This window comes from Crassaminicella profunda (assembly GCF_019884785.1).
Classification (GTDB): Bacteria; Bacillota; Clostridia; order Peptostreptococcales; family Thermotaleaceae; genus Crassaminicella; species Crassaminicella profunda.
Genome location: NZ_CP082326.1, coordinates 3,991,346 through 4,015,574 on the forward strand (window position 1 = coordinate 3,991,346; position 24,229 = coordinate 4,015,574).

General features: G+C 30.6%; 22 protein-coding genes and 1 tRNA gene. 2 read left to right on the forward strand and 21 right to left on the reverse strand.

The window, feature by feature from the left end; genetic code table 11:
* Positions 1 to 58: 58 nt before the first annotated feature.
* From K7H06_RS18350 to K7H06_RS18365, 4 genes are all read right to left on the reverse strand, one after another.
* The gene (locus tag K7H06_RS18350; RefSeq protein WP_223037459.1) at positions 59 to 1,288 is read right to left on the reverse strand and encodes a hypothetical protein; all 1,230 of its coding nucleotides are present in this window, start codon (positions 1,286 to 1,288) and stop codon (positions 59 to 61) included.
* A 296-nt stretch (positions 1,289 to 1,584) separates the two neighbouring features.
* Positions 1,585 to 2,919: a hypothetical protein gene (locus K7H06_RS18355; protein WP_223037460.1), complete on the reverse strand. Its 1,335-nt coding sequence runs from the start codon at positions 2,917 to 2,919 to the stop codon at positions 1,585 to 1,587.
* The gene (locus tag K7H06_RS18360) at positions 2,912 to 3,466 is read right to left on the reverse strand and encodes a sigma-70 family RNA polymerase sigma factor (protein WP_246637574.1); all 555 of its coding nucleotides are present in this window, start codon (positions 3,464 to 3,466) and stop codon (positions 2,912 to 2,914) included. Before K7H06_RS18360 ends, K7H06_RS18355 begins: the two co-directional genes overlap by 8 nt.
* Positions 3,467 to 3,673: 207 nt before the next feature.
* Positions 3,674 to 4,762: a DUF362 domain-containing protein gene (locus K7H06_RS18365; protein WP_223037461.1), complete on the reverse strand. Its 1,089-nt coding sequence runs from the start codon at positions 4,760 to 4,762 to the stop codon at positions 3,674 to 3,676.
* 186 nt (positions 4,763 to 4,948) lie between these two features.
* On the opposite strand from K7H06_RS18365, the gene K7H06_RS18370 reads away from it, so the two are divergent.
* Entirely contained in the window at positions 4,949 to 5,203 is a 255-nt protein-coding gene (locus K7H06_RS18370) for a DUF2642 domain-containing protein (protein WP_223037462.1), read from the forward strand.
* A gap of 169 nt (positions 5,204 to 5,372) precedes the next feature.
* Here the strand turns inward: K7H06_RS18370 and K7H06_RS18375 are convergent, their stop codons facing one another.
* The 10 genes from K7H06_RS18375 to K7H06_RS18420 all read right to left on the reverse strand — a co-directional run bounded on the left by K7H06_RS18375 (position 5,373) and on the right by K7H06_RS18420 (position 17,731).
* Positions 5,373 to 5,714, reverse strand: a complete 342-nt coding sequence (locus K7H06_RS18375) for a hypothetical protein (protein WP_223037463.1) — start codon at positions 5,712 to 5,714, stop codon at positions 5,373 to 5,375.
* Positions 5,714 to 6,985, reverse strand: coding sequence for a DUF1576 domain-containing protein (locus K7H06_RS18380; protein ID WP_223037464.1), 1,272 nt, complete (start codon positions 6,983 to 6,985; stop codon positions 5,714 to 5,716). Before K7H06_RS18380 ends, K7H06_RS18375 begins: the two co-directional genes overlap by 1 nt.
* Before the next feature lie 133 nt (positions 6,986 to 7,118).
* The gene (yfcC, locus tag K7H06_RS18385) at positions 7,119 to 8,792 is read right to left on the reverse strand and encodes a putative basic amino acid antiporter YfcC (RefSeq protein WP_246637575.1); all 1,674 of its coding nucleotides are present in this window, start codon (positions 8,790 to 8,792) and stop codon (positions 7,119 to 7,121) included.
* 102 nt (positions 8,793 to 8,894) lie between these two features.
* Complete coding sequence (locus K7H06_RS18390) at positions 8,895 to 11,474, reverse strand: RyR domain-containing protein (protein WP_223037465.1); 2,580 nt, start codon at positions 11,472 to 11,474, stop codon at positions 8,895 to 8,897.
* A gap of 179 nt (positions 11,475 to 11,653) precedes the next feature.
* Positions 11,654 to 12,064 (reverse strand): CGGC domain-containing protein, encoded by a 411-nt coding sequence (locus K7H06_RS18395; protein ID WP_223037466.1) that lies wholly within the window; start codon positions 12,062 to 12,064, stop codon positions 11,654 to 11,656.
* Positions 12,065 to 12,437: 373 nt separating this feature from the next.
* Entirely contained in the window at positions 12,438 to 13,913 is a 1,476-nt protein-coding gene (locus tag K7H06_RS18400) for a hypothetical protein (RefSeq protein ID WP_223037467.1), read from the reverse strand.
* Positions 13,914 to 13,915: 2 nt separating this feature from the next.
* Positions 13,916 to 14,446, reverse strand: coding sequence for an RNA polymerase sigma factor (locus K7H06_RS18405; RefSeq protein ID WP_246637576.1), 531 nt, complete (start codon positions 14,444 to 14,446; stop codon positions 13,916 to 13,918).
* 238 nt (positions 14,447 to 14,684) lie between these two features.
* Positions 14,685 to 15,794, reverse strand: a complete 1,110-nt coding sequence (locus K7H06_RS18410) for a C45 family autoproteolytic acyltransferase/hydrolase (protein ID WP_223037468.1) — start codon at positions 15,792 to 15,794, stop codon at positions 14,685 to 14,687.
* A 93-nt stretch (positions 15,795 to 15,887) separates the two neighbouring features.
* Positions 15,888 to 16,754, reverse strand: a complete 867-nt coding sequence (locus tag K7H06_RS18415; RefSeq protein ID WP_223037469.1) for an AraC family transcriptional regulator — start codon at positions 16,752 to 16,754, stop codon at positions 15,888 to 15,890.
* A gap of 803 nt (positions 16,755 to 17,557) precedes the next feature.
* Entirely contained in the window at positions 17,558 to 17,731 is a 174-nt protein-coding gene (locus K7H06_RS18420; RefSeq protein WP_223037470.1) for a hypothetical protein, read from the reverse strand.
* Positions 17,732 to 18,101: 370 nt separating this feature from the next.
* On the opposite strand from K7H06_RS18420, the gene K7H06_RS18425 reads away from it, so the two are divergent.
* Positions 18,102 to 18,203 (forward strand): putative holin-like toxin, encoded by a 102-nt coding sequence (locus K7H06_RS18425; RefSeq protein WP_223037471.1) that lies wholly within the window; start codon positions 18,102 to 18,104, stop codon positions 18,201 to 18,203.
* A gap of 133 nt (positions 18,204 to 18,336) precedes the next feature.
* Here the strand turns inward: K7H06_RS18425 and K7H06_RS18430 are convergent, their stop codons facing one another.
* From K7H06_RS18430 to K7H06_RS21450, 7 genes are all read right to left on the reverse strand, one after another.
* Positions 18,337 to 18,510 (reverse strand): hypothetical protein, encoded by a 174-nt coding sequence (locus tag K7H06_RS18430; protein WP_223037472.1) that lies wholly within the window; start codon positions 18,508 to 18,510, stop codon positions 18,337 to 18,339.
* Between the two features lie 489 nt (positions 18,511 to 18,999).
* Complete coding sequence (locus K7H06_RS18435) at positions 19,000 to 19,704, reverse strand: RloB family protein (RefSeq protein ID WP_223037473.1); 705 nt, start codon at positions 19,702 to 19,704, stop codon at positions 19,000 to 19,002.
* Positions 19,694 to 20,944, reverse strand: coding sequence for an AAA family ATPase (locus K7H06_RS18440; RefSeq protein WP_223037474.1), 1,251 nt, complete (start codon positions 20,942 to 20,944; stop codon positions 19,694 to 19,696). Before K7H06_RS18440 ends, K7H06_RS18435 begins: the two co-directional genes overlap by 11 nt.
* A 273-nt stretch (positions 20,945 to 21,217) precedes the next feature.
* Entirely contained in the window at positions 21,218 to 21,433 is a 216-nt protein-coding gene (locus K7H06_RS18445) for a hypothetical protein (RefSeq protein ID WP_223037475.1), read from the reverse strand.
* A 190-nt stretch (positions 21,434 to 21,623) separates the two neighbouring features.
* The gene (locus tag K7H06_RS18450; RefSeq protein WP_223037476.1) at positions 21,624 to 23,426 is read right to left on the reverse strand and encodes a hypothetical protein; all 1,803 of its coding nucleotides are present in this window, start codon (positions 23,424 to 23,426) and stop codon (positions 21,624 to 21,626) included.
* 392 nt (positions 23,427 to 23,818) lie between these two features.
* Positions 23,819 to 23,894 (reverse strand) — tRNA-Arg (locus K7H06_RS18455).
* Positions 23,895 to 23,939: 45 nt separating this feature from the next.
* The gene (locus K7H06_RS21450) at positions 23,940 to 24,224 is read right to left on the reverse strand and encodes a CC/Se motif family (seleno)protein (RefSeq protein WP_264175402.1); all 285 of its coding nucleotides are present in this window, start codon (positions 24,222 to 24,224) and stop codon (positions 23,940 to 23,942) included.
* Positions 24,225 to 24,229 lie beyond the last annotated feature (5 nt).

Genomic DNA, 24,229 nt, shown 5'->3' on the forward strand with positions numbered 1-24,229 from the left:
TCCCTTGATTTTAAAATGCAAAAAAGAGCATACTTGCTCTTTTAAGTATAAAATAAAATCAATTCAATGTGACTACACTTGTTTTATATCTTCTCTTGCCATCTTCTCTACGAGTTGGCGCTCTCATAAGAAACTTTCTTGAAGAGCTATCCCAAACTACACCAGCTATCACTTCCGGGAAAATTTTAACATTTTTTTCCGTTTTAAAATCATAAACAAATAAATTTCTTTCTCTTTTTTCACTCTTATTAGAATCATACATACAATATACACACTTTGTATAGTCCGGTGAAACACTAATACCTCCTCGGAATGCCCCTTTTGCTATAAGTTTTTTATGATTCCCATTTTCATCTAATTCCCAAAGTTCACTAATATATGAATCATTTTCTAATCTAGCTATATTTTGATGATTTGGTTTATGAAAATACACTTCGTCAGCCTCTATCTTTGTTAATTCTCTATAATTATTAATTTTTAAATTATATACAAAAGGTCTTTTATTGTATGTTTCTACATAAAGACTATCACCTTTTTTCTTCGCAACTTTTATACAATTATTTTCTTTTTCATATTCATACCATTCTTTAATTAATTTAAGATCTTCCTCATCAAGTGACTCAGTATCATAGTCATATAATATTTCAACATATTTTTCAAAACTTAATTGGCTAAAATCTTTTATTTTTTTAACAAGTTCTTCTGGAAGCTTAATTTCTTCCTTATTGCCATCAAAATCACACTTATATATTTTCATACCTTTTGCCAAAATGATTTTATTTTTATCTATAAATTTAGATGTATAGCTTACTGCGTCTTCTATTTTCTTTTCTTCTTCAGTTTTTAAATTAATCATGTAGATGGATTTATTATCATACCCATCTTTACTTTTCATTACTTTTTCATACAATACATATTTTTCATCTTCTGTAATATCTTTTATCTTTAAATATACCTTTGTATTATCATCTATATTTCTACTTAAATTTTGAAATGTTTCATTTTTTATATCATAAATACAAATATTAGCACTTTGTTTATCATCTTCATTCTCCCATATTGATAATCCCTTAATTCCTAAAACATTTCCACTATCAAGAAAATACGATCCTCTAAAATTCTCAATGTTATCAATTTTTTTAATAGCTAATACATCTTCAATCTCCTTTTGCTGATTTTCAAGTACCACAACTTCTCTATCATTAACCCCACAAGCAGTTAAACCACATACGGTTATAGACGCTAATAAAGATATACACACTATTTTTTTTCTTAATTTTGACTTCATGTCTTTTCCCCCTACCAATCATTTGATAGTTAAATTATACCTGTTTTTCTTTTCTAAAAAATATATGGAATGTTTCCAAAATGTAAACTTTTATATTTTTATACAAAATATATCTTTTCTCCATAAAAAAATGACCCCTGCTAATACAGAGATCATCTATTGACTCCTTAGTTTCTATTTTTAATTTCCTTATTATAGGGCTCCGTTCACTGTAAACTAAATCGTCTCTTTTTATTTTTTATATCTATGCTATTTCGTTCATCATTCTTTTTAAGAAATAAACGCTACATAACATACTATTTCATATTGATTACCCAATTCCCATTCATTATAAATTCAGGATAGGCTATTTCAACATTTGTGGCATCCATATCTTTATCAAATTCTAAATTAATAATCACTTGATCACCATTAAACTCACCAGCTATTTTTTTCACGTCATGACTATAAAAATCAAAGGATCTTATATGAATATTTTCATTTCCATCTGTATTCAATTCAAATTCTACTTGGGCAGATGTAGGTGATGTTCTTTTAATCTTTTTAAGCACAGCCTTTTGAATGTTGAAGTCTACTTCTTTGTTTAAAGATAATTCCCCTTCCTTAGGAATATTTAGTTCAAAGGAATCCATAGTTTTTTCATAGGCTGCAATAATTGCAGGTAATTTTAATGTTAAGTTTTTATCTTTAGGTGCATTTGTTTCAAATATTGTTATAGGACGACCCTTTGAATCTTTGGGGATTTCAAGTTTATATTTATTATTCATTTCATCAAGTACATAAAGATCCTCTACCCTATTACTTGAACTAGATCCCATGATGCCATCTGACCCTCGGTTTTCTGTTGTAAATGCTGCTTTTACTTCCGTTGGTTTACCAAGTCTATTTAATTTCAAATCGTTATCTTCAAATGAGGTAATGAATTGAACATTTAATTTTTCATTTTTATAGAATCTTTTCGCCCCAATATTTACACCCTTTATATTATTTTCAGCAGTATAGATTTCTTTATTTAACTCTAAGTTTTTAGCCTTTTCTAATGAAATATCATAATTATTTCCTGCAATGATCAATTGAAAGTCCTTGACAGGTTTAATATTGTAATTGTTTTCTGTTTTATTCGCAAAGCTAAAGAAATATTCATTTCCTTCTTCAGAATAACCCCCTGGAACATAAACTGTATGATCATCATTTTTAGGAATAATACTAATCTCTCCTAGTTCATCTTTACTCAGCTTCGAAGTTATTTCCATTTCCAAATTTCCTTCTGAAAACATCAAACTTTTTATTTGAATATCTTTGTTTAAAGGATAATTTTCTTTTAAGTAGTAGGCATCACCATCCACAATAGTTGAATATACAGGTGTTTTATTCATAAATGATTTAATAGCTTGTGAAATATCATCTGCATATACAATGCTCATACTTAATAAACATACGCAAGCAGCAACTACATAGGGAAATCTTTTTTTACGCTTAACCTTTTTATTACTTTTATTTAACTTATCACAAGCTTTTTTCTTTATATGATCCATATCTATTTCAACCCCTTCTAATAATTTATCCACTTCTTTTTCAATCAAATCATCATCTAAATTGCTCAAGAATTCAATCATTTTATCTTCATTCATAATTTAATGCCTCCTTTATAACTTTTCTCCCCCTTAAGAGCCTATTGTCTATGGCGGATCTGGATAAATGAAAAGTATTTGCCAAATCACTTATTTTTTCACCAAAGAAATACCTTCTAAAAAATATTTCTTTGTCTATTTTGTTAAAGGAATTGATAATTTCTATGATTTTTTCTTGATCTTCTCTTAAAAAAAATTGTTTTTCTAGATTATAGCTATCTTTTATTTCAAACTCATCCATCCCAATTACATTACTGACCTTCCTTTTTCGTTTATATGTAAGGGCCTTATATTTTGTCAAAATCAAAAGCCATGTTCTAAAATTTCCTTTTTCTTGATCGAATTCATGAATTTTCATCCAAGCATCTAGAAAGACATCCGATACACATTCCTCAATATCTTCCTTTTTAAGTGATTGACATAAAATATTATAAGCTAGGCAATAAATTATTTTTGTGTATTGATTGATCATATGCTCATAAGCATATACATCTCTATTTTTTATTCCTTCCACAAGTGCACTTTGTGAATACTCCAAACTACTCATCCTCCTTTCATATATTACTACGCCCTAAAGTTTACTTTTCTCTTAAAATTTTATATTAATTTTTTTAGAAAAATAAAATTTGAAAATGAAAAAACATTTAATAAAACATGAAAAAAGTACCTAGCCTTTTACTAGATACTTTTAATCAAGCCAATTACATAGTTCTTCCATTCCATCTCAAATTATTTGCTCGTTTATTGTCTACATTTATTTTTCTAAAATACCTTCAATAATATCAATTGCTTTTGGAGGACATCCCTTTATACATTTAGAAAAACCCTTTGTACACATTCCAATCCCTATGCCTTTTCCTTCTTTTCCTTTAAATCCTTGACCAATATATATTTTTTCTTTTATTTTATTAAGCTGTCCTTTTTCTTCTATTCGATTTAACGCATGAACTAAGCTTCCATAACAGGCAGAACAAGCACTCTCTGCTTGTACATTTTTAGTAAGTCTTTCCACGGTCCCACTATTTGCGGATAAGTCTATACGATTTTTTGCTTGATTTAACTCTTTTATCACGGCATTTTCTACATCACAAGTTCCAACCCCAATATTTTCTGCTTGTGTGATATAAGGAACATCTTCTACTTTGTATCCCATTAACTCACAAATATAACTATCCATTAAAACAGGATCCTTTCCTAATAATATTCGATCCATTTTTACAGGAGTCCCCCCTTCTTCAAAGGTTAGATCTCCATTTAATCCATCCACAATAATCAAATCTTGTTTCAGAATACGATTTAAATAAGCAATCGGTTTATGTAATCCTCTAGAATGAAATTTTCTTTTTTCTGTATCGGGAATACAACCTTTCATATTTTTAAGAGAACAAGTCATCTTTGTCTGGCAATGCCCCTTAAATACAGGTAGATTAATCAAATAATCAACTTCCATTGCCTTTTCACAAACATTAATATTCATGCCCTCTACAGAATAACTATGATAGCTATCCTTTTGTAAATCATATAATGGAACATTATACTTTTTAGAAATTTCATCATATCCACATACTTTAAAAGCTTTACTAGTACGATCTCCTACCCATGAACCTTCTATAATAACAATATTCTTTCTACCATTTTCATGAAGATATTCTATTAAACCCTCTACAATTTCTGGTGTAGTAGTTGCCCCTGAACTAGCTTTTTTCGCAACAACTAGATTAGGTTTTAGCCCAATAAGTGCATTTCTATTAATCTCCTCAACGATATTTGCATCTTTTAATAAATTCTTTACCATTTCTTTAGGATTGTCCCCATAAATAATATGAATATTTTTTCTATCCATAAAAGCACCTCCAATTTCAAACACATTAGGAATTCTACTAATATGATAGCATACTCATTGGTTTTTTTTACATGTTTTTACATATAAAAATTTATCTGCTCTACATTTTATAATAAATCTTTTAGCACCTCCTAAAAACTTCCTACATATAATAAATTGTATTTAAAATCAAAGGAGGTTTTGACATTGTTTCATAGATATAACATGCCACCAAACAATCTTTATAGACCCTATCAAACCATCTCACTCATAGAACCTTATGTGGTTGAAACATTAAAAAGTATTATTGGCAGAAGAGTTATTGTGGATACCATCAGAGGTGTCATACAAGGATATCTTGTAGATGTAAAACCTGATCATATTGTTATAAAGGATCGTAAAGACGATGAGCCAACCTTTGTAAGAATGCAACAAATTGTTTTTATAATGCCAATCAGATAAGATCTCATCATAAAATTTTTCTTTTTATCTTTTTTCTTCTTTGTTTTTTATCTTTTAACAAAGGGCAATTCTTACAGTATTTACCCTTTGTTTTCACTTACCACAACATTTTTTCTTGGATATAGACTTATCCCTTCTCTTTTATAGGATAGATCCATCTATTTAATGTTTATTTATGTCTATACAATATTAATTCTATAGATTCTTCATGGATATTAATTTCTGCTTTATCAATCATCATCCCTACTAATGTAAGCTCCGTATCCACATCGCAATCCCCTGCTAGTTCCCAATAATATTCTTCCATTTCTTCTTGCTTATCACATTTTAAAGATTTAATCAGTTTTTCTATTTTGGCTTGATCCTTTGCTATATAATTGGTGTTTAAGGTTATTTTGTAATGATCTTTTTTCTCTTGTATATTCATATTCATATCTGTAGCTCCCATAGAGAAAAAATAAGTAATCAATTCATCTACTATTTTTGAAATTCTTTTTTTATTATGTTTCATTAATTTTCATCCTTTCTGAACGCTTGAATGATTGGTACTAAAATAGCTGCAACAATCCCTGCTGCAAATCCATTATTATATAAGTTTAATCCACCATGTAATGATCCCACATTTAGGACAACTGATGAATGTATAAAAGCCGCAATCACTCCATATTGCCATCCAAATTCACCAGCTATAGGTGCTAGCGCAGTTCCAAATAAAGCAGCTAACAATATGGCTGGATCATGTATATTCCAAATCTTTGTCAACGCCCCTATAGATACCCCTAAAAAAATAGGGATTATATTTTTAATATGTTTTCCAAATCCTCCAAATCCAGCTACAGTAAATATTCCTCCAATAGTAGGTCCATTTAAATCTCCACCCACCAATACTATATAGCTTGTTGCAATACATCCATTGATTCCTATATTAATTAAAGTGGGAGCAAAACCTTCTAAAATAACAAAATCTGTAACAAGTCTTCCAGGATACTTCATAATATTTTTCACATTTTTCAAAGAACGATCATTTAAATAAAACCCTATAACTATCATTGATAAAAAAGTTCCATAAAGAAAAGTTCCTAAAATCTTATTATTTCCTGTTGTCCAAATCATTCTTGGAGTTGCTAAAAAGCCATAGGATTTAAAAATAGAAACCATTACTGTTCCAAGCATTCCAGCAGCAAAGCCAATATTGTATAAATTAAATCCTTGATGTACTCTCACTAGATAAGAAGATAATGGTGGAAGGATAAAACCAATCCCCACTCCTACTGAAACCCCTAATAATACCCTCATAAAAAGGGGCAATGTTGTACTAAATATGATTTCTGTAACAAATGGTGCCATGGCAGTTCCAAATAAAGCTATATAAATATATTTTGAAAACTTTTCCTTCTGCTGTTTTGAGTATAAATAAACACCTATTACAATAAACCACACATTTAAAAGATTCTTACCAAAAAACGCAAATCCTTCTATTAAAAATAAAGCTGCTATGGTTACACCATTAAAATTGATTTTTAATCTGTTTATAATATAAATAAAAATCAAAGTCAATATTCCTGAATTTACAAAAGCTGCTCCCATTCCTCCTACACCTATATAATCTGTTATTAATGTATCTGGTTCTGTAAGGATGGTATACATTCCTTGAAATATTTCTTTTGGTGTATCCACTAAAAATCCAAATAAAACCAAAGTAAAAGCATATAAAGTCATTATCCATAACTTAATATTATTTTCTTTTTTCTTTTCTGTAGCAAGATTTTTAGTTATTTTCATTAACTATTTTTCCTCCTATTTAAGATTTCCTCTTGCTAATTATACCCATTCTATAAACTCCCAATCACTTTTAAATATCTTTCATTTTAATCATAAAAAAGAGACATGTTTCCATGTCTCTCCAAAATGAATCTTAATTATATCCTATTAACACAGCAGTAACAATAAATGCTATAGATCCTATAAAAAGCATTAATTGCATTTTAATTTGAAACTTCAACCATTTTACCCATTCAAGTCTTGCAATAGCAAGTACTCCCATAAGGGTTGCAGCTGTAGGTACTACACAGTTTGTAAAACCATCTCCTAATTGGAATGCAAGTACTGCAACCTGCTTTGTAACCCCTATTAATTGAGCAAGAGGTGCCATCAGTGGCATAGTAAGTGCCGCTTGTCCAGAACCTGATACTACAAAGAAATTCACAATAGATTGGAATATATACATTACACAAGCAGCAATGGTAGGAGATATGCCATTTAGAGCATTCGCCATTCCACTTAAAATTGTATTAAGTACTGTCTCATTCCCTGCACCCGTACCTCCTAAGACAAGGATAATTCCTTTAGCCATACCAACAACCATAGCCGCACCAACTAAATCTTCAGCACCTTTTCTAAAGGAAGATGCGATATCATTCGTTCTCATATTATTTAATTTGAAAATAATTCCTATAATCCCAGAAACCAATCCGATAGTAAAGAAAACCGTTGCAATTTCAGGAAGATAATATTCATGTACATTAACACCCCAAATAATCCACGCCATTCCAAGAGCTAATGTAATAACAACTAACGCATGCCCTATTCCAAAATGAGCTTGCTGATCTTTATCTTTTTCTAAGTCTTTTCTAAAAAATTCATCTGTTTCATAAGCAAGGGAACTTTGAGGATTTTTCTTAATCTTTGTTGCATATACCATTGTATACACTATGCCCAATAGAGTGAACACTATCCACATAATAATTCTAAACATATTTCCTGAACCAACTTGAATACCTGCAACCCCTTGAGCAATAGCAACACTAAATGGATTCATCCATGATGTAGCAAATCCGATTTGGGTTGCTATATAGCTGACCATTACAGCAACAATTGAGTCATAACCTAATGCCACCATAACAGGTGCTAAGATCATTACAAATGGTATGGTTTCTTCTCCCATACCAAAAACAGCTCCTCCTAGAGAAAATAAGAAAAACAGTATAGGAATAATAGCTATTTCATATCCTTTTGTCTTAGATATAATATGCATAATTCCATTTTCAATGGCACCCGTCCTTAACACAATACCAAAGGCACCTCCAACTACAAGAATAAATGCCATTACACCTACAGCTGATCCCCATTTATCTCCTGAACAAAATCCTTCATAGACATAATTTAAGAATCCTAATCCGCCACCTTTTTCAAATAGTTTGATCCTTGTTTTATTTCCTTCTGTAATATAACTTCCATAAATCTGTACTACCTTAAACTTATATGCTTCTCCCTCTGAATACTCAAAGGATTTTGCCTTTGATTTCTTAATAGCACCTATTTCTTCATCACCTTTAAAAACATAGGTCTTATCCCCGGTAGCATCGATGGTATAATCGTCACCATCTATTTGTACCGTTTCTTTTGCATTATCTGCTACCCTAACAATTGCTTCACCATCTTGTCCTATCACATCATAAAATATTTCAAATCTTCCTGTAGGAACAATATACGTTAGTAATGCTGCAAGCACAACAATAAAAAAGATAATTACATACGTATCTGGCATCTGCCATTTGTTCCTCATTTTTGCTTTTGCTTCTGAAGTCATAAGATCCCCCCTTGAATATTTTTTATGTCACTATATACAATTATGCCAAAATTTATAATTTTTGTAAATAAATATCTATACATTAATCTTTATTTTAGTTTTTTAACCGTTATCGGATGAAAATTTTAATGGTTCTATTTTAAAGTTTGCATTGGACAAGATTTCTGGCCAAATCTTAACCATTTGGTGTACCTTGTGTTTCTTATTATCAGGCAATAAATCCCAAGGAACAAGGGCAGGATCTGTTTTTTTCTTCATATCTTTTATATCTCCACAAGTCCAACCATTTTCTTTTCTATGAAGACACCACCGAGTATGTTCGTAGTTAGCTAAAATATCTAGTTCACTTTCTGTAAATAGACTAAATTTAGGCGTTTCTTTAACAGATACCACATCATAATTAATTTTAAGTAACGCTCCAGGAATATGTTTTGCATAATCGAGATTGGAGCTTTTAAGATCTTCACTAAGCTCGTCCCAAGGAGCTATAAAATCCGTATCAATGTTTTTATTATCTTTATTTAATCGAATATATTTTTCATGAATAGCCTTTGCAAGACTTTCAATCTTCTCACTAAAAAATGCATCGTGCATTAAATGGCGTAAAAATTGATCTTCATCTACATGGAGTTTTAGCTGCTCTCTAGAAGGTAAATGGGATTGTTCCCACTTCTTTGCTTGGGTTAACATACTCATCTCAAGGATTGCTTCCATAGATCTTGATTCATGCTTATATCTTGGAATTTTAAGTAGTGCTCTTAATACACCATTATCAATTTGAGCTTCTCCCTTTTCATTGATCAGATGAGGCTCTTTACGCTCTAATAATGAACGCAATAGCATGGCTCTTCGTATAATAAATAATTGGTCTAATTTCCCATTTACTTGATTAGGTCCTAAGATGTTTACATAGCCTCTAAGGCGGCTAATAAAATCAGGTCCCTTAGCACTTTTGAATGATTTTCTAAATTGTTTTTGTTCTTCTTCATCTGTAATATCTTCTCCACAGAATTCTTTAAAAGTACTACTTGTTCCCCCTGCAAATACAAAAATAGCTTTTCCAATAGGATGAATAGCATCCCCTTCTCTAAAAGCTCCATCTTGCATAGGTGCTAAAAAATATTTTAACCATCCAAGATTTCCTTCAAAAGTAGAATCAAACTCATCAAAAAATACTAAAGGTATTTTTCCTTCCAAAGAAAGATCTCTTACTTTATGAAAAGCATTGCTTAATTCTGATAAGGTATGAAACTGAGATAAATTGAAATTTAAAGCTTTAATAAGATTTGGTGCAATACTCGCTGCGATCTCCATAATACCAAAAGATTTCCCTGATCCAGGTGTTCCAAATACAGAAATAGATAGAGGCCGAACTGTATTGCTTGTGGAAATATATTCCCACATCAAATTTTTAATACTTCTATAACTTTCGATTTCTGTTCGGTCTACCGTTTTTAATTTTCCAAACCGTGCGCTCGGAATAAATTTTAATACTTTTCTTTCTCCATTTTTAACAATATCATAAGCAATTTCTGCTAAATTTGCTGTGCTTTTCTCTTCAAGGATATACCAACGAGAATAACCGTTTATATCAGATGAATTAGGGATTTTTACATCCTGTATATACTCTTTGTATATAAAGTCATTTTCCCCTTCAACAAATATAGAATCTTTAGGAAAAGGCACTTCTTCCATGTTTTTGCCAAAACCCTCGATAAAATATTTTTGTGCCGCAACAATCCCTTCTCGAATTCCTTTACCTAACCAATGGGAAAGCTTCTTGTTTTTATGCTTTTTTGAAGCAACAATACTACGTGAAAGTCCTGCAACAAAGCAGGAGGTCAATCCATACATTTTTCCCTGCGTATCTTTCACAAAACCTCCTTCAAATTCATAAGGAAGAAAATATAAACGAGATTCAGGTTCTACCCCATCATTCCTATAATAAATAGCTCCTTCAAGTCCAAAAGGTACTATAAGATGATGACATTTTGCAAGAAAAGCAAGATTTGGATTATTGTTGATTTGCCAAACAAAATCCTGAGAAGTTCTTTCCCAAGAAAGACCTTTACTAATATTCACTCCCTTAGAACGTAAATCATTAGCATTTATAACAATGATTGTGTTCTCCATATGAAATTCTTCTAAATGTTTCCAAAGTTTGCTAGAAGAAATAGGATTATTCATTTTATACAAAATAATAGGTTCTTTTTCACATGATTTTATTGCCAATGGCCAAAACTCTTCATTGGAATTAAAACCATTATTGTCATCATCTATAACAACAATATCTGCATTTTCATTATCTTTCTGAATGGGAAGTAACTTTGGTTTGCCAGATGATGGTCCTGTGAATCCCATAAATTCTTTAATTCTATATACTTTATTTTTATCTTTTTCATTTGCAGAGACAGGGAACAAGTCTAATGTCACATTAGAACGAAGAAATTCCCTTGGTAAATCTGATTCTATATAACTTATTTTAGGAGAGCATACAGGCATATCCGTTGCTAAATTTATAATTTTTGCTAATAATAAAGCCTCTCCAGGTTTTAATAAATTGTGCATATTCATATGGGTTTGCCAATTCAAGCCTTCATTATTTTGAGGGTGTGTGATCCATTGAAGGGAATTTATACATATATCTCCAGATACAACAATTGTTACGTCTTTATGATTCATATCTTACAACCTCCTATTCATTTGTTTTTCATACACAAGTACAAATACGATTCCTACGTTATTCCCAATATCAGTTTATCATCAAATCTTTTATAAGGCTACAAGGAGTAAACTAACATAACATCATGCAAACAAAAACAGTCCCTACCTCCTATGGAAATAGAGACTACTATGGTTTTTTAATACGAAGTATATACGCCTTGTCCTCTTTTCTTTTCTGCATTTTTACTTAAATAAGATCCTTCGATGATCTTTGTGTATCCTTTTTTTAGAATAATACTTTTAATATAATCCACATGAGGACATCTATCATAGTGATGATTATCCGTTACCATACAAGAAGATAAATGAATCACAACCTCATCTTTATTTATATTAGTATCTTTTCTACATCGCTTAGCAAAATGCTCTAATTTTGCTGCTACACCTTTCCCACAACATCCTCCACAGGTAAAAGAAATATACCTTGTATTCTCCTCATAGTTTTCAAACATTCCTTCTTTATTATAAAACGTGTTGGTACAGGCAAATCCACTACATCTTCTATGCGCAATATCACACTGAATAATAACAACATATTTTGTACTCATGCTGATTCCTCCCTTTAATTAGTACACTATAGCCAATATCAAATACTTCTCCTCTAAAAAACCATACCATATAACATTATAAATGTGCACAAATTTTTATAATTTGACTATTTTTCTACTCAAAATAAGAAAGTGGTTTTTTTTTTGAAAAACCCTATTATGGCACTCCTTTTCATCATCTTACTATGCACTGTACTTTTTGGAAAAAAAACAAAAGATTATTTAAAATCAGAACAAGAGTGTGTAGTTACAAAATATAACCCTAATCCTGCTGGCAATTTCACTGTCACGAATAATGCAATCACAATTGGCATAACAAACGTAGAAATCGTCAGTTTTGGAAGAGAAATTAATATTCACTTTTCATCTATATCTATTTATTCTTCTTTGATAGCTCTCTACTTCTTTCTCTTTGTAAGTTTCCAAGCCAGTTTGGCTCTAATTTTAATGCCCTTGCAATAATCCCCCCTTCAGCATCTCTTGAAATTTGAATAGCCATTTGATCTTGCATACTTACCGTTTTATATACTCCTATTTCCCCTTCTTTAAAATAGTCGTCTATAGGAATCTCAAAACTATAGCCTTCATATTCATAACGTGCTAATCCATTTACATCACAAGTAACTTCTTTTATGGATTTAGGTATTTCAATACCATCTGCTACTGCTTTTTTCCAATCAACAAAACTTAAAAATATGGGGCTAACATGCTTTTTCTCCAATTTTACTGCCCTACCAGTAATCACCCCATCAGTATCTCTTAAAAATTGAATAGCCGTTTGATCATATATATTGCGTGTTTTATATACTCCAATCTCTCCTTCTTTAAAAAAATTGTCTGGGCGAAAACCAATTTTTCTCTTTCCATTTGCATGTTCATATTCATAATCTACCAAGCCATCTTGAGCGTGAGTAACTTTTTTTACTGATTCGGGTATTACAACACCTTTTTCTATTTCTTTTTCCCAATCAATATCAATAAGCCTTTCTTTACTGTCAGTAAAACTTTCTTTAATATCTGTAGAATCCTCTTTTGGTTCTTTAAGTAGTTCTGCTAGATATTTTTCAGCTTTCTCATGATCAGCTTTTTTTATATCAAGAGGTAATTTAAAAAGTGCGTTTGCTCCTTTATAATCAACATTAGGGCTAATTTCGCCAGTTTGTTCATTATAATTAAAAGCATTTATGCTATAGGAATCCGTATTACTAATACAAAGATAAAGTCCTCTGTCGGCAAACATTTCAACCCCATCACATTCAATCAACCTGTACATAACCCCCTCAATTACACAATCATTATATCCGCCATTCATAGATGCTATATTTACTTGCCATGGCTTTTGTCCCTTTATTAGCGGAGAGATAAAAAATGGATTTTTGCCATACTCTTCATCGTCTATATCCGGCATTTTACTACCATCTTGCTTTACTATTGAAACTACAGCATATGTTCTATCCGAATGTATATCCTCTATAGAAGCTCTAAAATCACTTAAATTTTCCCCGGATACGATTCCAAGCAAATTAAAATTATATCCCCCTGAAATAATTGATTCATTTATTTTAATTGCATTTTTTTGTTCAAATGCTTGAGCAAGTGTTTCATTTTTAAGATGCTCTGCAACTTGTTTTGGACTAAGAAAATACCAAGCTGCCAATACAGTTATTGACATTGCGATAGTAATTATAGCAACAATCAGTGCAACGGATATGCTTTTCTTATAAACTGGTTTCAAAATATCCTTCTCCTTTAGTTGATTTATAATTTTTTCGTTTAACTCTTCACTAGGCTCAACTGTAGAAGATAGTGCTTGCTTTAACAATCGATTCAATTGGTCAGAATTATTCATATTTACTCCTCCAATTTCAAAATATTTTTCAAAGCTTTTCGAGCCTTATAAAGCCTGCTTTTCACAGTTCCCTGTGGAATCTTCAGTGCTGATGCTATGTCTTGGATAGACATTTCTGCAGTGTAGTACATATACAAAGGTATTCTTAATTTATCGTTCAACGTATCTACTGCAGTCTGTATCCTAACACGGAGTTCATTAGATATAACAATATTCTCTAAAGTTAATTCATCCTTAAATATATAGTCATCGTTGACATCTTCGTTAAGCTCCTGTGTTGGTGCTATTCTTTGACGCCAGGCATATTTCCGACGCTTGTTTTTCCATATTCCTATTGCAATAGAAATAAGAAATGCTTTCGGATTATTATCTTTATCAATCTTACGACACAACTCTATTGCTTTAAGAAATGTTTCTTGATATAGTTCATCTGTATCCGTCTTATCTTTTGTAAGCTTATAGCAAAATCCATAAATGGATTTACCATGCAACTTGATAAGTTCACTTAAATCTGCAATGTCCAAACAACTCATCTCCTTTCATCATAACTAAAACCTCCTTTTTAAATAACTCTTCACCTATATATTGTCATAGGATAATAAAAGGTTCATTTTGGGAATCAAAATAAAAAAAAAACTAAGAAAGTAATATTTTTTCTCATCACTCTCTTAGGCTAAAAATTTAACCATTCAATATTATAAATGGATAGCTACTATTAAAAAAACACCCTTATTTAGGATACGGTTCCCCCCACTTCATTAAGTGAAGGTTTTAATTTTTCTTAATCGAAATGAACTCAAAAAATTCAGGATTACCTGTCTCCTCTTCCACTAGCTTAGTCTGCTCTATATCTTTCATAGGCTGTGCCACAATATAATCCTCCCAGCCATTTTCTCTTTGTCCAAACCAACAAATACTATAACGCCTCTCCACCGTATCCATTACAACAGACTTAATACTTCCAAACCATTGTTTATAATAGTAACTACTCATACCCTCTGGATATTTTTTAAGTAGCATTTCCTTAATCTGTGTTTCTTTTAAGTAGGTGTTTGTTTCCAAAAACTGTATTAACATCTCATAGCGTACAATAGAGTTTCTCATAGCCATAGGCTCATAATGTTGAATCTCTGGAAGTACAATATGATTCGTGCCACATACATATTTTTTAGAAGAATCCTCAGAAATTTGCTGATATGCCTTATGACCATCTATCGTTTCTAGCAAAACAGCATTTCCCCTGTCATCTGCTAGATATAAATTAATATTATAGGCAATCGGCATTTCTAGTGCTAACTTCAAAGCTTCCTCTACATTCTTACAATTGTCTAGTATACTTCGTATAACTGCCCAAAATTGAAGCCCCTTAATTTTAGGCACTTTCATACCTTCTATATTACTTACAGGCAATCCACAAGAAGACATAGATACTGCAAGACCACACTCATTAATGCCTTCCGTTCTTCCAAATCCTACTGCAGTACCTCCAATATGTGTATACTTGCCTTTAGCTTTCGTTTGACATACTGTAAGATCTTCATCATCAATACTAAACTCATAATTTCTAGCTAGTCTCGTATGACCATCTTTCATTTTACTTCCAAGTATAGCAAGCCCCGAACATCTAGGTACTAGATAGGTCATCCATGTAGATGCAATATCCTTAATTTCTAGCTTTGCTTCCTCTGCAAAACCTTCTAATTCTTCTCTTAACCCTGGGCAATACTTATCATAAACCTCCATTGCCTCTGCTACTTCTTTTTCTGTAAAAAAAGCGGGTGCAGGCATATAAAATTTCTTAGCATCTAGTTTTCTAGCAAGTTGTTTTCCTATTTCTTTGTGTGTCCCACTTACTTCATAATACTTTACTTTTTGTTTCATCATAGAATCCTTCAGCCCTTTCCTTTTGGTTGAATTCATTCTACACTTTCCCTTATCATTAATCCTGTCATTTTCTGCACAGATTTGGCAGATTTATTTTTTCTTTACTGGAATCCATATTTCACTTACATAATCTCTATCATGAATATCCCCTTTAGGATACATTTCTATATTATATCCTGCTCCTATTTTATAATCAGAATTACCTGGTAACCATTCATTAAAAATCCTAGTATTCAAAGCCTGTAGAGCTTGTGGCATAGGTCCTATACATCTAAATTTGGCCCAAGTTAAAGCAGGAATAGTTGTAACTTTTAACTCTTCAAGAATAATATCTTCATTTTCTTTATAAATACCTGCTATTAAATAACTAAACATTTTCCCCTTCATCTCTTGATCTATAGATATCCCATACACATCTAAAGAAGACTGTGTTAATATACTGCAATATTTCTTTGCATATTGGCTATTATACGCTTCCCAAAACTTCGGTATATCAACAAAAGCTCTATCATACTGAAAAGTTCTCTCCAAACCAATTACTTTAAAAGCCTCCTCTTCTTCAATTCTATAATCTATCTTATTGCCACCTCTAATAGATATACTTATTTGCAAGGGGTGAAAAACATTTATCTTATCCGGCTTCTCTTTCATTTTCATAGGAGAAATGCCATGAAACCGTGTAAAAGCCTTTGTAAAACTCTCCGGTGTATCATAACCATACTTATACGCTACATCTATAACACGCTCATTTCCCTTATTCACTTCAAGGGCAGCAAGATATAAACGTCTATTCCTTACATATTCTCCTATTGTATAGCCCGTTATCAATTTAAATCCCTTTTGAAAATAGAAAGTTGAAAGATATACCTCCTTAGCAACATTTTCTACTACTGCCCCCTCTAACAAATGTTGTTCTAAAAAATCTATAGATTTCCTCAAAATCTCTATCCATTCCATATGTATCCTCCCAAATGCTTTATTATTATGTTAAAACCTCTCAAAGTTTAACATATCGTCTTACTCCGAGAGGTTATCTGTCAGTATCTTGTTTTTCTATTTGTTGATTCTTTAATCGTTCAATTTCACCTTTTGTCAGTTCTGTCTAATCAAAGCATGGTCATTTTGTAGCCTTATTATATCATAATCTCAAAATAACATCATAAAAGTAGAGAGCTTCTTTAGCTTTCTATCATCATTTACTTTACCCCGCCGTATCATAACCAATTTATCTACAATCTAATATTTCCATGATTCTGTGAGTTATTTGTGGTATGGTTCAGCTCTGATTAGCCTGAATCTCTTTTTTGTCACTAAATTTTTTCACTTTAATTCACTTTTATTGGAATCCCTCACACTTATCAACTCATTCACGACGTCCTTTTGACATCGTAACGACGGCAACTACCCTTTTTTTAGAAACAACTAGCAACCAACTAAAAATCCCCCACAAAACAAAAAACCTCACCTTCCTTAAAACCTAAGGAAAGCAAGGCAATACTTTGGTGCACCCGAGAGGATTCGAACCTCCGACGCACGGTTTAGGAAATTCTCTATCGGTGATTTTTTTCGTCGTCGATGCAGTATTTCTGCCTAGGACGTCCTTCTCCTCCTGCTCTTGCCCATGACGTCGAGTGACTACTTGTACCCATTTTGACGACGGTTTGACGACGTAGTAGGAGAAACTACCGAGAATAACTTAGAACAAATTAAACCCTATGGAAACTCTATTACTAATCTATATTAAATTAAGTAACACGCTCCTATATAAGCATTCCTTTTCTTATGTTTTCTATCTCTGTTTTACTAAGTCCTGTAATTTCAATAATATCTTCTGTAGCAAGTCCTTTTATTATTGACTTTTGAACCACTTTTTCCAAGCTTTTCTTCATACCTTCTTCTTTTCCTTCTTCTCTAAGTCTTTCAGCTAAAGTCATCACTACTTCACTCCCTTCTGGATAGGTCTTTTCAATTGAAAAAACTATTCTCTCATAAGATAACAATACACTTTTTTATATTAATTTTCCATAATAACAATCTTTTTTACATAATAAAAAATAACTTTGCTGCTACTTCTTTCTTACTTCTGTAATTATTATCTCTAACATCGTGGAAGCTTAACTTCTTTAAATTATGTCTTGCAAAAAAGCTTTGAAATTTTTGAATAAATGAATGAGGCTTTATAGGCTCTTCATTATCCTCGTAGAATCTTGCTTTGCAATATGCTATAATGTTTAAGTACAATTCAATATGGTTTTATGTGGGCTACTGGTATCACCCATCCCTTTTTGAAGGGAGGTGATACATATGAGTAACGACGTTTTAATATTACTATTTCAAGCTGGTTTGTTCTTAGTAGCATTATTAACATTGATAGTGTTGCTTATAGAAAAAATCTCAAAAAAATAGTAGCCCCAACCGCAAATGGATAGCTACTATTTTTAAATACTTAAAATTTTAGTGATACCAGTTGCCTAAACAACTAGAATTGTATACTATAGGGTGTTGGTAGCACCCTATTTTTATTTTATGTGATTACTAATTATATTATATCAAAGTTTTTTATAAAATAAACCTTTAATCTGAAATTTTCATCATAATTCTCTGTACTTATTAAACCTCTTATTCCTTTTTCCTTTGAGGTTTCTTCCATCCACATTTCTATGATTTCATCCTTATCAAACAGCTTGTCTATTTCATCTCTATCCTCTAACATTTCATCTAATGCATCCTCTGTAAATCTTTCAAGACTTACTCCTTGTCTGTAGATCAGAATATCTTTAATCCTTACATAGCCTGTAGCTTCAAATTCTTTCTAGTAAGGATTTATCTCTTGAATTTACATTTTTATCACACAATAATTCCCTATTATCAAAAATAAGTAAATAAGTTAAAGAAATAAGTTAATGCCTGGCACCTATGGTTCAAAACAAAAAACCTCCCCTTCCTTAAAACCTAAGGAAAGCAAGGCTATATTCTGGTGCACCCGAGAGGATTCTAACCTCCGACGCACGGTTTACGAAAGCTCATATCATGTAGTTTTTTGTCGGTTGCACTTTTGTTTTTAGCATGGTCTTCCATCAGCTCCTCCTGCACCTGACAACTACATGTTAGTGCTACCCCTTTTGACGACGGTTTGACGACGTAATAGAAGAAACAACCGAAAATGGCTTTGAACAAATTAAGATATCTTGAAAATCTATTACTAATCTATATACGCTATTAATTCTTGTACCAACTTATATACATTATTTCCTGGATTCATTTTTGATTCCGTATTCAGTCCTTCTTCTAAATATATTTTTTCTAATTTTACACTTCTTTCTATTGCCTTTTGCATATCTCCATATTTACATAAAATATCAAAAATATTTTCTAAATTCTTTTCATACCTCCCTTTATTTAGTCCAAATTTCTTAAAATAATGATTTAGCTTATCTATATATTGATAACGATGTATTGCAGTATTTAAAAATTCAAAATGTAAAACAAACCACAATTCAATTGCTTCATTAGACCATCCTACATGAAATCCTTTTGCTTGTGCTTGGTATATTGCATTGTTAAATTGTTCATCTAAAAAGTCATCCTTATCAAAAACTACCCACACATTACCATAGGGTAATTCTCCTTGATTTTTCAACCTCTCTAATTCACCTATCGTAAATTTAACTAAATCTTGTGTATTTCTACCCGTTCCAATAACCTTTATATCATCTATTTTTTCTTTTACTTTTATAGCATCCGTATATTTTTCATTTATTTTATTTTTTATGCCTTCAAAATACTTTGGTTCTGTCTTTTTTCCTTCACATACAATTAAATATCTATATGGAGCAAGTTTTTTGCTATTTTCTTTTCTCTTCTTTCTATTCCCTTTTCTTTTTTTAAATAGATCATCACTTCCCATTTGATCCCTCCATCAACTCAAACTCTTTTAATAGTGGGACTGCTCCATATCGACCTAATAAATAATCTTTATTGTAAGTAGCATCATTTCTAACCTTTTTATCATCATCTAGTCGATATTCAACTAAGGAAAATAAATTAGAAACACCATTATCATCTTTTTCAGCAAACCATATTTGATCTCTTCTAAACGTTTCTTTTGTCAAAGTGTATATATCATGTGTAGTATATATTAATTGTGCATTCTTTTTATTGATGGAAGAATTATGAAACATATTAATAATATATCTTAATAATAATGGATGTATTTTAGCATCTAGTTCATCTATAAATAAGGTATTCCCTTCTTCTAATGTTTCTATTAAAAAATCATATAGGCAAAACATTTTTTGTGTTCCACTCGATTCTTCAGTAAAAGGAATTTCCATAAATTCTTCACTATCTAACTGCTTGTGCCTTGAATATACTTTATAAGAAATTTCTCCTTCCTCATCTCTTACATTTTTAATTTCTTCAATCCTTATACCATCTATCCCCGTATCTATAGCTTTTAAAAACTTTTCACAATTCCTTCTATAAGTTTCATCTTTAAATTTTTCAACAGGTAATAATCTAGAAATAAAACTTTCAAGTAATGCGTTTCCAAAGTCAATAACTTGTGTATCTAAAAACCATTTAAATACATTTTTCGCTTGCTGAATTTTGGCACTAGAAATAAACGATAAAAATAAAGTAGATTCTTCTACTAGGTCTTTAAATTTTTCAGCATCTTTCATTTTATTTCCACAATGAATCTGACTTTCATTTCTTTCAAACAGAGTATCATATTGATTACCTTTTTTGCTAGACTTACTATATAGCCACTCTTGATAAACTTTTGTATGATCCACTACAAATCCATATTGGTACTCTATATCCCCCAATATGAAAAACACTTCAAATTCAGCTGTCCCTTTTTTACTTGTTTTATCAAATAAAAATCTCTTTACTGGTATTCCTTTTCCTTCTCCTACTCGTTTAAAAGATTCTAAAACAAAAAATCTCATAAAGTTGAATGCTTCAATCAATCCAGACTTTCCACTAGCATTGGCACCATATATAGCTGCTACTTTTAAATACTGATCTTTATTATTTATTTCTATTAAATTGTATGGATGTTCTTTAATAGAAGTTGCTGTCATATCTAAACTCGTTTCTTCTTTATATGATTTATGATTCCTAAAATTAAATTGAATTATCATTTTTCTCACCTCTTTATATTATTTTACTATATTTTATTGTATTTTTATATGTTTTTGAGATATTTTCTCATGTTTTATATTATAATTAATTGTATTGTTTTTATACTATAAATGTATGTGTATTAGAGAAAATAACTAATTCAATTTTAATTTTCTAATTTATTATAAAACCCCTTAAGAAAATTTGTTTTTTCTTAAGGGGTTCTCTCAGCACTTTTATAAAGTTGGATGTAAAAACATCACAAATATTCTATATTTCCATATAAATATTTCTTATAAATAAAAATCCTCTAACTCTTCATGCATACTCTTCTTTTCATGATTTATTTTATCTAACAAATCGATAAAATTATCTTTTAAATTTCTTGCATACGTCTTAGCACTAGCAACTCCTGGCTTTCTTTTAGATTCGTAAAAGTTTCCATTCTCTAAATCATTTAGTTTTTGAAATATAAAATCAATTTCCATTTCATATTTTTTTAGTTCCATTTATATCACCCTACTATAGGGTATGTAAATATTAGGTAGTTATTCCTACTATCATTATACGTAAAATAAATATTATAACCCCTGTAAAAGGAATGACGTATTACAAACAACAAATACTTAGCTTTATCTTAAATAAATTGAAAAGAACTGAATAATGCACCTATCCCATTTTCCATGTCTATATTCTTATTTATATCATAGGTTTATAATATTCAGCTTTAATTTTCTCTTCTTCTTTAAGATTTTTATATTCTTCTGCACTGCTCATTCTATTATTTCTTTTTTCATTTATTTCCAAATCATTATAAATTTTCTGCAAAAGTGTATGTACATTATATTCACTTGTTCTATTTAAGTATTCTATCTTTGAAGCCTTTTTTATATTTTCTTCAGCTTTCAATACGCAGTTAATACACTCTGAATTATTTAGCAATTTACTAATTTCATAATAACAATTGCTTATATAAAAATAATCCTCATATTTGATTTCACTTTCTTTAATATATACTTCATAAGCAGCTATAGCATTTTTATATGCTTCTTTTTTAATATCTTGATCCGTTTGCAATTGAGCAATATTATAATACTTTATCGCCATCTCTTTAACTATTTCTTTCGGATTATATTCTCCCTCAATTTCAATTGCTGCTTTCAAATATTCGATCGCTTCACTATAACAAGTAAGTACTTCTAAATCATTATTCCTAACAAATTTCTTTTCTTCATTTTTATCTTGCCCTTCTTTTAAAATCCCTAATTTGTCATATGAATTAGCTAATAACTTATATACTTCTTGTGTTTCAAAAATTTCCAATGCATCCTTACGTATTTTTATAATATCTAATATAGTATTTATTTCTTCATCATTATTAGATATATTTTCTAATTTATCTTCTTTTGTGTTTGCTAATTGCGTTAATCTATCAAATTCTTTTCTCTCATTAGATTCTAAGCATTGTTTATTAGGAACTTTTTTCTTATTGTGAAGTATTTTATATAAAAAATCCATTTTCTTATTCACTTCATTTATTCCTGTATATTGCACACTATCTTCATTATTTGAAATAAGTGTAGATTTTTTATCGTTATTATCTTTATCTTTTTCATTCTTTTTGTCTAAATTCACACTATCTTTTGGATTAATCATTTGTTGATTATCTTCTACAGTTGTTTTAACATTGTCATCAGCTATTACAATTTTCGAAAAAACATTAAAGTTCATCAGAACAGCATTTGCCATTGTTATAACAAGAATTATGGTAGCACAAATTATTAAAGTTGCACCAAATCTTTTTATTATATTTGATATTTTTACTACTATTGCAGACCACAGAATTTCTAACACACAAAAATATGGATAATATTCCTCCCAGTTTTGGTAGTTAATTGGCTGAATAATTTCTCCGTTTCTTTCCTCCTTTGTAGTTGATTTGTTTATATTATCAATAAAATCTTTTTTTCTATGTAACATTTGTGCATAATTAAATTCAATATCATAAAAAGCAAATACATCGTTCAAGCCTAAAGGAATTGATATCCATTTATTATGTGCTCCTACATCAAATTGAATTTTCTTAATCTTTGATGTAATTATTAATGAATTCTTATTATGTAATTTTATTTTTGCCCATTTAGGAATGAATTCGATTGTTTCAGCAAATCTATTACATTTTTCAATTTTTGTATTTAGCAATTTTATATTTTTAATCATTTTTTCATATTTATTCTTTTCAAGTATATCGCCTAAAGCTAATAATGCTGCACCAAAAGTTGCAACAATTGAACCTTGTGAAAATAGGTGATTAACCTCACTCTCTCTTATATTTCCAAAATCACAAACTCCTATAGCTAGTATAGTTGCAAATATCACTGTAACTACTTTGGCTCCATTCCAAAAAAATTTATAGACTTTAAATTTTTTAGTATTTATATCTTCTTCTTTAATTTCAATTTTTATAATCTCTTTGTATATCTTTTTTTCTTCTGCTGACATACCTTTATCCCCACTCACACTGTATTATCTACCCTTATAGTTTTTTGTGATAAGCTTCTACACTCAATCTATTATATGAATATTTTACCATATCAAGCAATATCTCTCTACAAGAACTTTAAATATATATCACATTCATACTTTAATCTATCCTTTATTACTTTTTCTTACCTATAACTATATTAACTCCTATTTCATCACCAACACATTAATCTATAAACCCCTTTCCTTGCAATCCCTAACACACACACAATCCTCTACGACGTCCTTTTGACGTCGAAACGACGACGACAACTAGTATTTTTTAGAAACAACTAGCAACTAACTAAAAATCCCCCACAAAACAAAAAACCTCACCTTCCTTGAAATCTAAGGAAAGTAAGGCTATTTTCTGGTGCACCCGAGAGGATTCGAACCTCCGACGCACGGTTTAGGAAACCGACGCTCTATCCCCTGAGCTACGGGTGCAAATTATCATTAATATGATAATCCTATTTCTTACATTTGTCAAGGCTATAATACACTGATTCCTTGTATTTCTATTTGTTTAATCAATAAATAATTTCTAAGGACGAATCTTAAGGTGTCTTCTACGCGAGCACCCTTATAGACATATACATGAAAACCATCTACTTCAAATGAATCATACTCTTCTAAATTCGTTGGTTTCTTAGCCCTAACATAGGGCATAGGTGTACGAGATCAACATATTGAACTTACTTGAAGTTTTACAGCTAAAGTATCTTGATTCTTTTTCATTAAGTACTCTTTTAATTTTTCTTCTATAATTATCTTCAAGTACC

What these genes read in the sequence shown, in the direction of transcription:
- K7H06_RS18420 (WP_223037470.1), bottom strand. Translation starts at nt 17,731, where the DNA reads ATGACTTTAGCTGAAAGACTTAGAGAAGAAGGAAAAGAAGAAGGTATG.
- K7H06_RS18445 (WP_223037475.1), bottom strand. Translation starts at nt 21,433, where the DNA reads ATGGAACTAAAAAAATATGAAATGGAAATTGATTTTATATTTCAAAAA.
- yfcC (WP_246637575.1), bottom strand. Translation starts at nt 8,792, where the DNA reads ATGACTTCAGAAGCAAAAGCAAAAATGAGGAACAAATGGCAGATGCCA.
- K7H06_RS18380 (WP_223037464.1), bottom strand. Translation starts at nt 6,985, where the DNA reads ATGAAAATAACTAAAAATCTTGCTACAGAAAAGAAAAAAGAAAATAAT.
- K7H06_RS18440 (WP_223037474.1), bottom strand. Translation starts at nt 20,944, where the DNA reads ATGATAATTCAATTTAATTTTAGGAATCATAAATCATATAAAGAAGAA.
- K7H06_RS18360 (WP_246637574.1), bottom strand. Translation starts at nt 3,466, where the DNA reads ATGAGTAGTTTGGAGTATTCACAAAGTGCACTTGTGGAAGGAATAAAA.
- K7H06_RS18450 (WP_223037476.1), bottom strand. Translation starts at nt 23,426, where the DNA reads ATGTCAGCAGAAGAAAAAAAGATATACAAAGAGATTATAAAAATTGAA.
- K7H06_RS18395 (WP_223037466.1), bottom strand. Translation starts at nt 12,064, where the DNA reads ATGAGTACAAAATATGTTGTTATTATTCAGTGTGATATTGCGCATAGA.
- K7H06_RS18430 (WP_223037472.1), bottom strand. Translation starts at nt 18,510, where the DNA reads ATGTTAGAGGATAGAGATGAAATAGACAAGCTGTTTGATAAGGATGAA.
- K7H06_RS18350 (WP_223037459.1), bottom strand. Translation starts at nt 1,288, where the DNA reads ATGAAGTCAAAATTAAGAAAAAAAATAGTGTGTATATCTTTATTAGCG.
- K7H06_RS18400 (WP_223037467.1), bottom strand. Translation starts at nt 13,913, where the DNA reads ATGAATAATTCTGACCAATTGAATCGATTGTTAAAGCAAGCACTATCT.
- K7H06_RS18365 (WP_223037461.1), bottom strand. Translation starts at nt 4,762, where the DNA reads ATGGATAGAAAAAATATTCATATTATTTATGGGGACAATCCTAAAGAA.
- K7H06_RS18355 (WP_223037460.1), bottom strand. Translation starts at nt 2,919, where the DNA reads ATGAATGAAGATAAAATGATTGAATTCTTGAGCAATTTAGATGATGAT.
- K7H06_RS18375 (WP_223037463.1), bottom strand. Translation starts at nt 5,714, where the DNA reads ATGAAACATAATAAAAAAAGAATTTCAAAAATAGTAGATGAATTGATT.
- K7H06_RS18405 (WP_246637576.1), bottom strand. Translation starts at nt 14,446, where the DNA reads ATGAGTTGTTTGGACATTGCAGATTTAAGTGAACTTATCAAGTTGCAT.
- K7H06_RS18415 (WP_223037469.1), bottom strand. Translation starts at nt 16,754, where the DNA reads ATGGAATGGATAGAGATTTTGAGGAAATCTATAGATTTTTTAGAACAA.
- K7H06_RS18425 (WP_223037471.1), top strand. Translation starts at nt 18,102, where the DNA reads ATGAGTAACGACGTTTTAATATTACTATTTCAAGCTGGTTTGTTCTTA.
- K7H06_RS18390 (WP_223037465.1), bottom strand. Translation starts at nt 11,474, where the DNA reads ATGAATCATAAAGACGTAACAATTGTTGTATCTGGAGATATATGTATA.
- K7H06_RS18435 (WP_223037473.1), bottom strand. Translation starts at nt 19,704, where the DNA reads ATGGGAAGTGATGATCTATTTAAAAAAAGAAAAGGGAATAGAAAGAAG.
- K7H06_RS18410 (WP_223037468.1), bottom strand. Translation starts at nt 15,794, where the DNA reads ATGAAACAAAAAGTAAAGTATTATGAAGTAAGTGGGACACACAAAGAA.